Source organism: Glutamicibacter sp. V16R2B1 (assembly GCF_005774635.1).
GTDB lineage: Bacteria > Actinomycetota > Actinomycetes > Actinomycetales > Micrococcaceae > Glutamicibacter > Glutamicibacter creatinolyticus.
In genome coordinates, this window is sequence record NZ_VATX01000005.1 from 75,498 (window position 1) to 88,883 (window position 13,386).

The window sequence follows — 13,386 nt, forward strand, 5'->3', positions numbered from 1 at the left end:
GCGGACCTGGGACCCTAACGGGCCGAGGCCAAGCAAGTGAGGCGGTTAGGCCCTCTTGCGGGTCAGTAGACCCCAGATGATCAAGACGACCAGGGCACCGCCAATGGCGAGTAGCCACGTGGACAACGACCAGAATTCGTTGATGCCCACTCCGAAAACGGCAGAGCCGATCCAGCCGCCGACGATGGCGCCTACGACGCCGAGCAGCAGCGTGACGAGCCAGCCGCCACCTTGTTCACCTGGCTTGATCGCCTTGGCGATGGCGCCGGCAATCAATCCCAATACGATCCATCCAAGAAATCCCATGGTTCACCCCACTGGTCTGAATGTTTGTAGTGGTCGGTTTTGATCCACTTAGTGGTGAGACTACGTGCTCATTCTCCGAAGTCAAAGCACTTCTTGGGAAACGTTCAGCATCTTTTTGTGCCGCGCTGGATCCTTCAAATCTTGAACCTGCACTTGAAGGTTAATAATCAGTTCTCCGGCCATTCAAACCCCTAGTGAAACTCGGGTTAGACCATAAAGTCCGTAGTTGCTGAAAACCAGCTGGTCTCCGTCACTGCCGGTGATGCTTGACACCCCTGCGGGCCGGGCCTAGTCTGAATAAATCAGATTTAAGACGTGAGTTTTTGACTTAAGTCTGACATTAGTGGAACACAACGGAGTGAAGAGATGACACAGCAGGTCATGCCCATGGTCATTATGGGCGTATCCGGATGCGGCAAGTCGACCATCGGCGAACTTCTGGCCCAGCGACTGGGCGTGGAATTCATCGACGGGGACGGCCTGCACCCCACGTCCAACAAGGACAAAATGGGTGCCGGGATCCCGCTGACCGACACCGACCGCGCACCCTGGCTGGAAATCATCGGCCAGCGCCTGGCCGAGCGCGACGCCAACGGCCAGCCGGTCATCATCGCCTGCTCGGCGCTGAAGCGCTCCTACCGGGACGCGATCCGCGCGCACGAGCCGGAAACCCGTTTCATTCACCTGGTCGGGGGCAAGGAACTGATCCGCGGGCGCATGGACGCGCGCGACCATGAATTCATGCCCTCGTCGCTGCTGACCAGCCAGCTGACCACGCTGGAAGTTCCCAACCCCGATGAACACGCCATCAGCGTGGACATCAACCAAACCCCCCAGCAAATCGTTGCCTACATCCTGGGCGAACTGGGCCTGGATAACCGCTAGCCGGCGCCGGCCCACCCTGCGGGGTCGACGAGTCGACCCCTTTTTACCAACCATTGATCAAGGACGACAATGAACACTGACCTAGTCCTGAATTGGACGCTGAGTACCCCGGCGCTGCTGGGTCTGGCGGTGGCGGCCATCGCCCTGCTGCTGGTGCTGATCATCCGCTTCCGCGTCCACGCGTTCATCGCGCTGGTGCTCACCAGCCTGCTGACCGCGGTGGCCGCAGGCATCCCGGCCGGTGAAATCATCGGCACACTGACCTCCGGCTTCGGCGGCACCCTGGCCAGTGTGGCCCTGCTGGTGGGCCTGGGCGCGATGCTCGGGCGCATGCTGGAAACCAGTGGCGGCGCCCAGATCATGACCACCTGGCTGATCGACCGCTTCGGTGAGAAGCGCGCCCCGCTGGCGCTGTCGGTCGCCTCGCTGCTGTTCGGCTTCCCGATCTTCTTCGACGCCGGCCTGGTCGTCATGCTGCCGATCATCTTCACCGTCGCCCGCCGTCTGGGCGGCTCGCTGCTGTTCTACGCGGTGCCCGCGGCGACCGCGTTCTCGGTCATGCACATCTTCGTGCCCCCGCACCCGGGCCCGGTGGCCGCCTCCGGCCTGCTGAACGCGAACGTCGGGCTGGTGCTGCTGCTCGGCCTGCTCGTGGCGATCCCGACCTGGTTCTTCGCCGGTCACCTGTACGGCAAGTTCGTGGGCAAGCGCTTCAACGTGGCCGTGCCGGACATCCTGAACGCGGCGCTGGGTGCGCAGGACAAGGACGACTTCAAGTCCTCCCCGTCGGTGGGCACCGTCTTCAGCCTGCTGCTGCTGCCGCTGGTGCTGATCTTCCTGAACACCGGGCTGAACATGCTGGGCACCGCCGGCGTGGTGGACCCCGAGGCGATGTGGGTGCAGTGGCTGCGCCTGCTGGGTGAAACCCCGGTCGCGCTGATGATCTCGGTGCTGCTGGCCATGTACCTGCTGGGCTTCCGCAAGAACAAGGACAAGACCCTGATCGAGACCGTCGTGGACTCGGCGCTGGGCCCGGTGTGCTCGATCATCCTGATCACCGGCGCCGGCGGCATGTTCGGCGGCGTGCTGCGCGCCAGCGGCATCGGCAACGCGATCGCCGACTCGCTGGAGCAGGTGGGCCTGCCGTTGATCGTGGCCGGCTTCCTGATCGCCGCCGTGGTGCGCCTGGCCCAGGGCTCGGCCACCGTGGCGTTGACCACCGCCGCGGCCATCGTGCAGCCGGCGGTGCTGGACAGCGCGGATCTGAGCGCCTTCCAGGTCGCCACCATCGTGCTGGCGCTGGCCGCCGGCTCGGTGTTCGCCGGCCACGTGAACGACTCCGGCTTCTGGCTGGTCTCGCGCTTCTTCCAGATGGACGTGCCCACCACCTTGAAGGTGTGGACCGTGGGCCAGGCCCTGGTCGGCGGCGTGGGGTTCATCTTCGCGATGGTGCTCTACGGCGTGGCGACCATGCTCGCCTAGCAACACCACGCCCCGTTTCTGACGGCCGGTTCCAGCGCAACAGCGGTTGCACCGGGACCGGCCGCCGGCGTTAAGGCCCCGGGCCGGGTTTTCTACCGGATGCTGGCGCTGGGCATCCTGCTCGGGCACTGCCCGGAATGCTGGCCTTGGGATTGATGCTCGTGCCGCTGGTGTTCGCCGGGCTGCTTGGCGCCACCTGCGCCATGGGGCCAATCGTCGCGCCCACGATCGCCCGGATCCTGCAGCGGGAGTGGCGTGCCGTCTGGCCGCACCGCTGACCGGCGGGCCGCCGGGGGCAGGCCCGACTCCGTATACTCGTGATCCATGAGTTCGAAGCATCCCCACCTGTCACTGCCGGCCCTGAAGCCGACCCTGCTGATGCTGCTCCTGCTGGCGGCGGCCGGCTTCGCCTCCTACGTCTTCAAGGAACCCATCTACCGTGGCGTCTCCGGGGCGGCCGCGCAGTTTCCGGCGCTGGGGCAGGTGGCCGCGGTGATCACCGAGCCGGGGCTGGTGGCCCTGGTGGTACTCACCGGTGCGGTGGCGCTCTGGGGCTGGGCAAGGGATCGGGCGGCCTTCTGGCGCCTGGCCGGATCCGGGATTGGGGTCATCCTGGCCTATGCGGCCAGTGAGGGGATCAAGCTGCTGGTGGCCGAGGAGCGCCCCTGCCGGACCCTGGAAGTGGTCACGGTGCTGGCGTGCCCGGAGGCCGGTTCCTGGTCCTGGCCCTCAAACCATTCGGTGATCGCCGCGGCCTTCGCCACCGCCTGCGTGATGGCGGTGCCGCGCCTCTTGTGGATCGTGGCCCCGGCCGCGGGGCTAATTGCGCTCTCCCGGGTCGCGGTCGGCGCCCACTACCTGCATGACGTGCTGGCCGGGCTGGCGCTCGGGGTGCTGGTGGTGCTGGTGTGCCTGGTGCTGCTGCGGCCACTGATCGAACGCGTCGCACCACCGGCCGAACTGCGCGAAACCCAACCCGTCGCGGTGGCCGAGCGCTAGGGCAGAAGCGCTAGCGGGGACCGGCCGGGTCGATGAACAGCCGTTCCTGCCCGGCCCAGATCCCGCAGATCTCGCTGTGGGTGCGGCGCATGATGTTCTCCATGTTCTTTCGGGCGGCCAGCGCATCGTGGTTGGAGACTGCGTCGGCGACCGCCTGGTGCCAGGCCAGGGCCTCCTCGTGCGGGCGTTCGGGCATCAGGCCCAGCTCGGTGCGCCCGCGAAGGGTCTCCCCGATCGGGATGGCCAGGTTCGCGAACATTTCATTTCCCGAGGCGGCCAGCAGCACCGCGTGGAAGCGGATGTCCAGTTCCAAAAAGCGGCGCAGGTCCCCGATCCGGCCGTAGTGGTTCATCTGCGCTGAAAGCGTCATCAGCTCCTCGCGGAACTCGGCCGGGGAGTACTGGGCGGCGAGCTCGGCGGCCATCGGCTCTACGGAGATGCGCAGCTCGGTCAGCGAGCGCAGCTGCACGCCCTGCTGGTTGCTGGCCAGGCGCCAGCGGATCACCAGTGAATCAAAGGGGTTCCATTTGCTCGGGCCCTGCACCCGGATGCCCACCCGCTTGGTGCTGGTCACCAAACCGCACTGGGCGAGCACGCGCACGGCCTCGCGGATCACCGAGCGTGAAACCTTCAGCTGCTGCTCCAAGTCGGCGGCAAGCAGGATCGTGTCCGCGGGGATGAATCCGCTGACAATTCGTGAGCCGAGGTGCTCCACCACGTGAGCATGCAGACTGGTAGCCATTGCCTCATCATATCCAAGCGACGCCCCCAAAACCCCCACCTCAGGGCACCGGAAGGCAAATAAATCAGATTTAAGTGGGCGGTGCCTCTGGGTATTGACCCGCCCGAGCGGTAGAATCAAAAACGTCACGAAGCCGTGCGGGCACGGAAGGTGCCCGGCGATGACGGCGCACCTTTCCGGTTACATATTGGAGAAATGATTTTATGCCTGCACAGATTGGCGTCACAGGTCTGGCCGTGATGGGCGCAAACCTCGCCCGGAACTTCGCCCGCAACGGATACACCGTTGCCCTGCACAACCGCTCGATCGGCAAGACCGATGCGCTGCTGGAGGCGCACGGTGACGAAGGCCAGTTCATCCGCACCGAAACCCTCGAAGAGCTGGTGGCCAATCTGGAAACCCCTCGCCGGGTGATGATCATGGTCAAGGCCGGCGCCCCGGTCGACTCGGTCATCGACCAGCTGGTGCCGCTGCTGGATGAGGATGACATCATCATCGACGGCGGCAACTCCCACTACACCGACACCCGCCGCCGCGAAGCCGCGCTGGCCGAAAAGGGCCTGCACTTCGTGGGCGTTGGCGTCTCCGGCGGTGAGGAAGGCGCCCTGCTGGGCCCCTCGATCATGCCCGGCGGCTCCAAGCAGTCCTACCAGGCCCTGGGCCCGATGCTGGAGAAGATCGCGGCCAAGGCCGATGACGGCACCCCGTGCTGCGCCTGGATCTCCACCGACGGTGCCGGGCACTTCGTGAAGATGGTGCACAACGGCATCGAATACGCCGACATGCAGGTCATCGGCGAAGCCTACGACCTGATGCGCCACGCCGCGGGCATCGAACCGGGCGAGCAGGCCAAGATCTTCGCCGACTGGAACCAGGGCGAGCTTTCCAGCTTCCTGATTGAAATCACCGCCGAGGTCCTGGGGCACACCGATGCCGCCACCGGCAAGCCGCTGGTGGATGTCATCCAGGACTCCGCCGGGCAGAAGGGCACCGGCCGCTGGACCGTGCAGTCCGGCTTGGACATGGGCTCCCCGGTCTCGGCCATCGCCGAATCCGTCTTCGCCCGCTCGCTGTCCTCGCAGCGCGAAATTCGCGCCGTGGGTCAGGAAGTGCTCCAGGGACACACCGCCGAGGTGAACCTGCCGGAGAACTTCGTCGAGGACGTGCGCCAGGCGCTGTTCGCCTCCAAGCTGGTCTCCTACGCCCAGGGCCTGGACATGCTCACCTCCGCCGCCGGCGAATACGGCTGGGAGCTGAAGCTGGACGAGATCGCCGGGCTGTGGCGTGAAGGCTGCATCATCCGCGCCGCCCTGCTCAAGGACATCATGGCCGCCTACAAGGGCGAAACCAGCCCGGCCAACCTGCTGTTCACCCCGGCCTTCACCGAGGCAATCGGCAAGGCCGTTCCGGCCTGGCGCCGCGTGGTGGCCGTGGCCGCCCAGCTGGGTATCCCGGCCCCGGTATTCTCCTCCTCGCTGGCCTACTACGACGGCCTGCGCCGCGACCGCCTGCCGGCCGCGTTGACCCAGGGCCTGCGTGACTTCTTCGGTGCGCACACCTACCGTCGCACCGACAAGGAAGGCACCTTCCATACCCTGTGGAGCGGGGACCGCACCGAGATCTCCGCCGAGGACACCCACTAGGAAGCCTCTGCCGCACCCGTGCGGGAAACGGAATCGGCCGTGGCCTGGAAAGTCGAGCGATTTTCCAGGCCACGGCCTTTTTCATGTCCACGGGTGGGGGTGCCCCCGGGCGCCGGAGGGTCAGGAGTCGAGCAATTCCACCCCGTTGCGCAGCAGCTGCGCCGCTTCGCCCGGAACAATCCGGGCCAGGGCGAAGGCGGCCACCACCAGGCCGGTGAGCGTCTCGGCGAGCACCTCCTGGCGGTGCGCTGCGGCGGCGGGCAGGGCCGCCTGCACGCCGCGGGCCAGCGCCGCATGCAATTCACTGCGGTAGCTGGCAATGATTTCGGCGACCTGTTCATCGCTGGCGATCGGGGCGTTGGCCGAATTAATCAGCAGGCACCCATTCGCCGCGGTAACCGAGCCCGGGTTGGCGAAGGTCTCGGCTAGGTCCCCAAGGTAGGTCCTCAGCGCGCTTGGCTGCACGCTGGGTTCACGCAGCGGACGCAGGCGTGGGCGCACAATCTCCTCCAGATAGCTGTCCACGGCGGCGGCGAACAACCCGCGCTTGGAGCCAAAGGAGTTGTAGATGCTGGAGCGGCTGAGTCCGGTGGCCTGCTCAAGCTCGGGAATGGAGGCCGCCTCATAGCCGCGCGACCAGAACACGGCGCGGGCCTGCTGCGCCACCCGGGTCCGGTCAAAGGCTAGTGTTCTGGCCATCACGTTCCTCCAGTCTTTTCGTAACGACCATTCCAGTATATATTGGAATGACCGTTACAAATAGTGGTGGCGGGTGTGACGAGCAAGCTCACCTTGGCTCCGAGTCATCCGCCGGTTGATAAACCGCCACTCGACCTGCAATCTCCGCGACGAAAGGTTCACCATCCCATGACCGACTTCAAGACCACCGAAATCCGTCTTGCCTCCCGCCCCACCGGCTGGCCCAGTGAAGAGAACTTTGACTTCGCCACCGTCGAGAATCCGCCCCTGGGGGAGAACCAGGTGCGCGTGCGCAACGAGTTCATCTCCGTGGACCCCTATATGCGTGGGCGCATGAGCAATGCCCGCTCCTACGTGGCCCCCTACGAGGTGGGCGAGCGCATCACCGGCGGGGCCGTGGGCCGGGTCGTTGAATCCACCTCCGATGAACTGCCCGAGGGCAGCCTGGTCACCCACCAGCACGGCTGGTCCGACGGCATCCAGGCCGACGCGAAGACCTTCAAGAAGGTGCCCGAGATCGACGGGGTGCCGAACTCGGTGCGGCTGCACATCCTGGGCATGACCGGGATGACCGCCTTCGTGGGCCTGAAGGAGATCGCCGGGCTGAAGGAAGGCGAGACCGTGTTCATCTCCGGCGCCGCCGGCGCGGTGGGCACCGCCGCCGGACAGATTGCCAAGCTGATGGGCGCCAAGCGGGTCATCGGTTCGGCCGGCAGCCCCGAGAAGATCAAGCTGCTGACCGAAAAGTACGGCTACGACGCAGCCTTCAACTACAAGGACGGGGATGTGCGCGGCCAGCTGGCCGAGGCCGCCCCGGAAGGCATCGACGTGTTCTACGACAACGTCGGCGGCGAGCACCTTGAGGCGGCACTGGCTGAATTCAACGACGGGGGACGGGCCGCCCTGTGCGGCGCGATTTCCAGCTACAACTCCACCGAGGCGCCCGCGGGACCGAAGAACATGTCAAACATGGTCACCCGCGGACTGAAGATGCAGGGCTTCACCCTGGGCAACTACCTGTACGCCGCCGGTGACTTCAATGAACAGATGAGCCAGTGGTTCGCCGACGGGAAGATCGTCTACGACGAGACCATCGTGGACGGCATCGAGAACACCGTGGACGCCTTCGTGAACATGATGAAGGGCGCGAACATCGGCAAGATGCTGGTGCGCATCTAGCCACCCCTCCCGCCAGCGTTCGGGCGCCGAACAAAGGTGGGGGAGCCGGTCCGATGTGGCCGGTTCCCCCACCTTTGGTGGTTAACCGTTTTCTAGCGCACCATCCGCAGATCGGTGATCCCCGGGATGCGGGGATCCTGGATTGCTGCGCCATCGAATTCGAAGCCGTGCTTGCGATAGAACGCGATCGCCCGCGGGTTCTCATCGGCCACCCACAACAGGGCTGGTTCGCTGCCCAGGGCCGCCTCGAGCAGCTCCCGGCCCACACCCTGCCCGTATTCGCTGGCCAGCACATAGAGGCTGAATAATTGCAGCCCCCGCACGGGATCGGACCCCTCGGCCGGCAGCGGGGTCCCGGCGAGCGCGAATCCCACAATTTGTCCCTGGCGTTCGGCCACCACGCGGCGCAGGGCGGGGTCCTCATCGGCGAGCAGGCGGTCCCACAGGGCGCGCCGCCCCTCGGCGTGGGCCTGAGTGAAGAAGCCGCTGGGCAGCAGGTGCCCGTAAGCCTGTTTCCAGGTGGTCACATGCAGTGCCGCCAGCTCGGCCGCATCGTCAAGGGTCGGGGTGCGCAGCGTGAAGTCCATGCTCAGCTGCCCACGTAGCGGGCCAGGTGCTCACCGGTGAGGGTTGGGGCCTGAGTCAGCTGGCGCGGGGTGCCTTCAAAGACAATGCTTCCGCCCTCATGCCCGGCGCCCGGGCCCAGGTCGATGACCCAGTCGGCGTGGGCGATGACGGCCAGGTGGTGTTCGATCACGATGACCGTGTTGCCCTCGTCCACCATCTCATCCAGCAGGGCCAGCAGCTTGTCCACGTCCGCCATGTGCAACCCGGTGGTGGGTTCATCCAGCACATAGGTGCCGGCCCCCTTGCCCAGGTTGATGGCCAGCTTCAGGCGTTGGCGTTCCCCGCCGGAGAGCGTGTTCAGCGGCTGGCCGAGCTTCAGGTAGCCCAAGCCCACCTGGTTCAGCCGCTGCAGCATGGCCTTGGCCTTGGGGACCTTCAGCTGCTGCTGGGCCTGTTCGATGCTCAGCTCGAGCACCTCGGTGATGTTCATCCCGTCCAGCCGGTAGTCCAGCACCTGGGCGGTGTAGCGTTTGCCCTCGCAGACCTCGCACAGCAGCGGCACCCCGGCCATGGAGACCAGGTCGGTGTAGGTGTAGCCCACCCCGTTGCAGTTCGGGCAGGCGCCCTCGGAGTTCGCGCTGAACAGCGCGGCCTTGACGTCGTTGGCCTTGGCGAACGCGGCACGGATCGGATCCAGCACCCCGGTGTAGGTGGCCGGGTTCGAGCGCCGGGAGCCGCGGATCGCTGACTGGTCCACCACCGCCACGTCCTCGCGCTTGGAAATCGTGGTGTGGATCAGTGTGGACTTGCCGGACCCGGCGACCCCGGTCACCGCGCACAGCACCCCGCGGGGGATGTCCACGTCCACGTTCTTCAGGTTGTGGGTGTTCGCCCCGCGGATCTGCAGCGGGTCCCGGCCCTGGCGCACCTGCTGCTTCAGCGGCACGGTGGCGGAGAAGTGCTGGCCGGTCAGGGTGTCGCTGGCGAGCAGCCCGGGCACATCCCCGGCGTAGGTGACCTGACCGCCGTGGATGCCGGCCCCCGGGCCCAGGTCGATGACGTGGTCGGCGATCTTGATGACCTCCGGCTTGTGCTCCACCACCAGCACCGTGTTGCCCTTGTCGCGCAGGTCCGCCAGCAGGTGGTTCATCCGCTGGATGTCGTGCGGGTGCAGGCCCACCGTGGGTTCATCAAAGACGTAGGTGACATCGGACAGGGCACTGCCCAGGTGGCGGATCATCTTCACCCGCTGCGCCTCCCCGCCGGACAGGGTGCCGGCGGGACGGTCCAGGGAGATGTAGCCCAACCCGATCTGCACCATGGATTGCAGCACGGCCTTCAGGTTGCCCAGCAGGGGAGCGGCGTCGGGGATCTGCAGCTGATCCAGGACCGGGATCAAATCCGAGACCTGCAGGGCGCTTAGCTGCGCGATCCCGTACCCGTCGATCTTCGAGGCCCGGGCCTTTTCACCCAGCCGGGCACCGCCGCAGATGCTGCACGGGGCGGTGGTGGAGATCCGCGCGATCCAATCGCGGATGTGCGCCTGCTTGATCTCCCGCCCGGAGTGGATGTAGTTGTTCTTGATCCGGGTGATCAGCCCGGAGTAGCTCATGTTCGCCCCGTTCAGCTTCACCTTGCCCGGCTCCTCGTAGAGCAGCCGCTCCAGCATCGGTGCGGGCATGTCCTTGAGCTTCACATCCAGGTCCGCCTCGGTGCCGGCGGTCAGGGTCTGCCACAGCCAGGCGCCCGGGGCCAAGTTCGGGGCGTTGATCGCCCCCTCGTTCAGGGTCTTGTCCCAGTCCAGCAGCTCGTCCAGGTCAATGCTCGCCTCGGTGCCGAACCCCTCGCAGGCGCTGCACGCTCCCTCGCCCAGGTTGAAGGAGTATGCCCCGGCCCCGCCGGCGCTGGGGGTGGAGTAGCGGGAGTAGAGCACGCGCAGCAGCGAGTAGGCGTCGGTGGCGGTGCCCACCGTGGAGCGGGAGGTGGCGCCCATGCGTTCCTGGTCCACCACGATCGCCGCGGTCAGGTTCTGCAGCACCTCCACGTCCGGGCGGGGCATGGAGGGCATGAACGTTTGGATGAACGCGGTATAGGTTTCGTTGATCAGCCGCTGCGATTCGGCGGCGATGGTGCCAAAGACCAGGGAGGACTTGCCCGAGCCGGAGACCCCGGTGAAGGCGGTGATCCGGCGCTTGGGGATGTCGGCGTCCACGCCCTGCAGGTTGTTCTCCCGCGCCTGGCGCACACGGATCATGTCATGGGTGTCTGCTGCATGCTGGCTCATGGACTTCAGCTTACTGAATCGTCGGGGCCGCCGACTTCTTGATTCCTGCCCATCCACCACCGGTGTTGCTGAGCAGGAGCCGTAACGCAGCCAGGGGCCCGCGGCACCGGGATGGTGCTGCGGGCCCCTGGGGCGGGTAGGGAGCTAAATCCACATGGCCGGGTCAATGTACTCGGCCGGGTCCACCGCCGGCTTGCGCTCCTCCGGGGAACGCGGGCGGTTGCGCGCCGGGATGCCGGTGACAATCGAACCGGCCGGGGCGTCCTTGACCACCACGGCGTTTGCGCCCACCGCCGAGTCGTCCCCGATCACGATCGGACCCAGGATCTTCGCCCCGGCCCCGACCACCACCCGGTTGCCGATGGTCGGGTGGCGCTTGACCTTGGCCAGTGAACGCCCGCCCAGGGTCACCCCGTGGTAGAGCATCACATCGTCGCCCACCTCGGCGGTCTCACCGATCACCACCCCCATGCCGTGGTCGATGAAGAAGCGCCGCCCGATCGTGGCTCCGGGGTGGATCTCAATGCCGGTGACGGCCCGGTTCAGCTGCGAGAGCATCCGCGCGGCAAAGCGCAGGGACGGGTTCTGCCACATCCGGTGCGCGATCCGGTGCATCCAGATCGCGTGCAGCCCCGAGGCGGCGAAGAAGTTCTCGGTGTCGCTGCGCGTGGCCGGGTCGTGGGTGCGGGCAGTGGCCAGGTCTTCCCGTAGCCGGGAGATAAAACTCATGTGTTCACCTTAGGGGTCAAGGGCTGGCGACGTGCCATCGTGGGTCCCATTACGGGAGGTCACACGACAAATCGGCGCGCCGGGGCGGGTCTATCCAGTCCAACCGCACGGCACGCCGATTTATTCGCCAGCCATCACAATCCGCGGAAACTAGCCGCGGATGTCGTCAAAGAGCAGGGTCGAGATGTAGCGTTCGCCGAAGTCCGGGACCACCGCCACGATCAGCTTGCCGGCGTTCTCCTCACGGGCGGCCACCTGCAGGGCGCCCCACACGGCGGCGCCTGCGGAGATGCCGCCCAGGATCCCTTCCTTCACGCCCAGCGCGCGGGCCACGGAGACCGATTCCTCGATCGGGGCGTCCAGCACCTCGTCGTACAGTTCGGTGTCCAGCACCTCGGGGATGAAGTTCGCGCCCAGGCCCTGGATCTTGTGCGGGCCGGGCTTGCCGCCGTTGAGGATCGGGGAGTCCTTGGGCTCCACCGCCACGATCTTCACCTCGGCGTTCTTTCCCTTCAGGTAGCGTCCGGCGCCGGTGATGGTGCCGCCGGTGCCGATGCCGGAAACCAGCACGTCCACCTTGCCCTCGGTGTCTTCCCAGATTTCCGGGCCGGTGGTGTCGTGGTGGATCTTCGGGTTGGCCTCATTGGCGAACTGCTGGGCCCAGATCGCGTTCTCGGTGGTGGCCACGATCTCCTTGGCCTTCTCCACCGCGCCGCGCATGCCGTCGGCGCCCGGGGTCAGCACGATCTCGGCGCCGAAGGCGCGCAGCATCACGCGGCGCTCGGTGCTCATGGTCTCGGGCATGGTCAGCACCACCTTGTAGCCGCGGGCCGCGCCGACCATGGCCAGGGCGATGCCGGTGTTCCCGGAGGTGCCCTCCACGATGGTGCCCCCGGGCTTCAGCGCGCCCGAGGCCTCGGCGGCGTCCACAATCGCCACACCGATGCGGTCCTTGACCGAGTTGGCCGGGTTGTAGAACTCCAGCTTCACCGCAACGTTGCCCGGCAGCCCCTCATCCAGCCGGTTGAGCTTCACCAGCGGGGTTCCGCCGACGACCTCGGTGACGTTGTTGTAGATTTTGCCCATCGTGTTGGTTCCTTCGCTGTATCGGTTGGCTGTGATCGCTAGCTTGCTCCGGGCCCGCGCACGGATCCGGAAGAACGAGTTGTGCTTCGGCCCGCCCCTTGCGCTCAAGGGCGCGGTGCCGAGAAAAGCTTTCCCTCTCTAGGGTAGTTCTCGCGCCAATTACGACTCGTTGTTAAGCCACGAACCGTAATATTTCTTTACCTTTGCCAGCTTTGGGTCGATTATGACCCGGCAATACCCGGCCTGGGAGTACTGGGTGTAATAGTCCTGGTGGATGTCCTCGGCCACCCAGAAGTCGTCCGGCTGCTCCATGGTGGTCACGATAGGATCCGGGTAGAGCTCGGCGAACTTCGCGATCGCCCGCTCATAGTCCTTACGCTGGGCGTCATCCAGCGGGAACATGGCGCTGCGGTACTGGGTGCCCACGTCGTAGCCCTGCCGGTTCAGGGTGGTCGGGTCGTGCAGGGTGAAGAACATGTCCAGGATGACCTCGGCCGGCACCACGGACTCGTCGAAGGTCACCGCCACGGCCTCGGCGTGACCGGTCATCCCGGTGCACACCTGGTGGTAGTCCGGGTGGGAGGTGTTCCCGCCGGTGTAGCCGGAGATCACCGAATGCACCCCACGGGTGCGCTGGTAGACGGCGTCAAGACACCAGAAGCAGCCGCCGGCCAGCACGAAGGTGCGCAGCGCACGGCCATCAATCTCACTGGTCGGCTCGAAATGATGGGCTTGGGTTTTGGTTTGTGAACTCACATCCATAGCCAACACCACGGCGTTGCATT

Annotated in this window: 14 protein-coding genes; 6 read left to right on the forward strand and 8 right to left on the reverse strand. The window is 66.0% G+C overall.

The annotated features are described in order from the left end of the window. Positions 1 to 45 precede the first annotated feature (45 nt). Entirely contained in the window at positions 46 to 306 is a 261-nt protein-coding gene (locus FDN03_RS02610; RefSeq protein ID WP_138173828.1) for a GlsB/YeaQ/YmgE family stress response membrane protein, read from the reverse strand. A 366-nt stretch (positions 307 to 672) separates the two neighbouring features. On the opposite strand from FDN03_RS02610, the gene FDN03_RS02615 reads away from it, so the two are divergent. From FDN03_RS02615 to FDN03_RS02625, 4 genes are all read left to right on the forward strand, one after another. Then, positions 673 to 1,191 carry a gluconokinase gene (locus FDN03_RS02615; protein WP_138173830.1) on the forward strand — a complete coding sequence of 173 codons (519 nt, stop codon included), beginning with the start codon at positions 673 to 675 and terminating at the stop codon, positions 1,189 to 1,191. 69 nt (positions 1,192 to 1,260) lie between these two features. After that, the gene (locus tag FDN03_RS02620; RefSeq protein WP_138173832.1) at positions 1,261 to 2,673 is read left to right on the forward strand and encodes a GntP family permease; all 1,413 of its coding nucleotides are present in this window, start codon (positions 1,261 to 1,263) and stop codon (positions 2,671 to 2,673) included. Between the two features lie 146 nt (positions 2,674 to 2,819). Further along, positions 2,820 to 2,951, forward strand: a complete 132-nt coding sequence (locus tag FDN03_RS16915; protein WP_283205475.1) for a hypothetical protein — start codon at positions 2,820 to 2,822, stop codon at positions 2,949 to 2,951. Between the two features lie 46 nt (positions 2,952 to 2,997). After that, positions 2,998 to 3,672 carry a phosphatase PAP2 family protein gene (locus FDN03_RS02625; protein ID WP_212743855.1) on the forward strand — a complete coding sequence of 225 codons (675 nt, stop codon included), beginning with the start codon at positions 2,998 to 3,000 and terminating at the stop codon, positions 3,670 to 3,672. A gap of 10 nt (positions 3,673 to 3,682) precedes the next feature. Here FDN03_RS02625 and FDN03_RS02630 read toward each other — a convergent pair whose 3' ends face one another. Continuing rightward, the gene (locus FDN03_RS02630; protein ID WP_138173834.1) at positions 3,683 to 4,414 is read right to left on the reverse strand and encodes an FCD domain-containing protein; all 732 of its coding nucleotides are present in this window, start codon (positions 4,412 to 4,414) and stop codon (positions 3,683 to 3,685) included. 203 nt (positions 4,415 to 4,617) lie between these two features. Here FDN03_RS02630 and gndA point away from each other — a divergent pair, with 203 nt between their 5' ends. Next, entirely contained in the window at positions 4,618 to 6,057 is a 1,440-nt protein-coding gene (gndA, locus tag FDN03_RS02635; protein WP_138173836.1) for an NADP-dependent phosphogluconate dehydrogenase, read from the forward strand. A 120-nt stretch (positions 6,058 to 6,177) separates the two neighbouring features. Here gndA and FDN03_RS02640 read toward each other — a convergent pair whose 3' ends face one another. Continuing rightward, the gene (locus FDN03_RS02640) at positions 6,178 to 6,756 is read right to left on the reverse strand and encodes a TetR/AcrR family transcriptional regulator (protein WP_138173838.1); all 579 of its coding nucleotides are present in this window, start codon (positions 6,754 to 6,756) and stop codon (positions 6,178 to 6,180) included. 168 nt (positions 6,757 to 6,924) lie between these two features. Here FDN03_RS02640 and FDN03_RS02645 point away from each other — a divergent pair, with 168 nt between their 5' ends. After that, on the forward strand, positions 6,925 to 7,935 hold the full coding sequence (locus tag FDN03_RS02645; RefSeq protein WP_138173840.1) for an NADP-dependent oxidoreductase: 1,011 nt from the start codon (positions 6,925 to 6,927) through the stop codon (positions 7,933 to 7,935). 92 nt (positions 7,936 to 8,027) lie between these two features. Here FDN03_RS02645 and FDN03_RS02650 read toward each other — a convergent pair whose 3' ends face one another. From FDN03_RS02650 to msrA, 5 genes are all read right to left on the reverse strand, one after another. Then, a complete protein-coding gene (locus FDN03_RS02650) occupies positions 8,028 to 8,522 on the reverse strand; it encodes a GNAT family N-acetyltransferase (RefSeq protein WP_138173842.1) in 495 nt (164 codons plus the stop codon). 2 nt (positions 8,523 to 8,524) lie between these two features. Next, positions 8,525 to 10,786 (reverse strand): excinuclease ABC subunit UvrA, encoded by a 2,262-nt coding sequence (locus tag FDN03_RS02655; RefSeq protein WP_138173844.1) that lies wholly within the window; start codon positions 10,784 to 10,786, stop codon positions 8,525 to 8,527. 144 nt (positions 10,787 to 10,930) lie between these two features. Next, positions 10,931 to 11,515 carry a serine O-acetyltransferase EpsC gene (gene epsC, locus FDN03_RS02660; RefSeq protein ID WP_138173846.1) on the reverse strand — a complete coding sequence of 195 codons (585 nt, stop codon included), beginning with the start codon at positions 11,513 to 11,515 and terminating at the stop codon, positions 10,931 to 10,933. Positions 11,516 to 11,665: 150 nt separating this feature from the next. After that, positions 11,666 to 12,601 (reverse strand): cysteine synthase A, encoded by a 936-nt coding sequence (cysK, locus tag FDN03_RS02665; RefSeq protein ID WP_138173848.1) that lies wholly within the window; start codon positions 12,599 to 12,601, stop codon positions 11,666 to 11,668. Between the two features lie 159 nt (positions 12,602 to 12,760). After that, complete coding sequence (gene msrA, locus FDN03_RS02670) at positions 12,761 to 13,291, reverse strand: peptide-methionine (S)-S-oxide reductase MsrA (protein ID WP_138174251.1); 531 nt, start codon at positions 13,289 to 13,291, stop codon at positions 12,761 to 12,763. Positions 13,292 to 13,386: the final 95 nt, after the last annotated feature.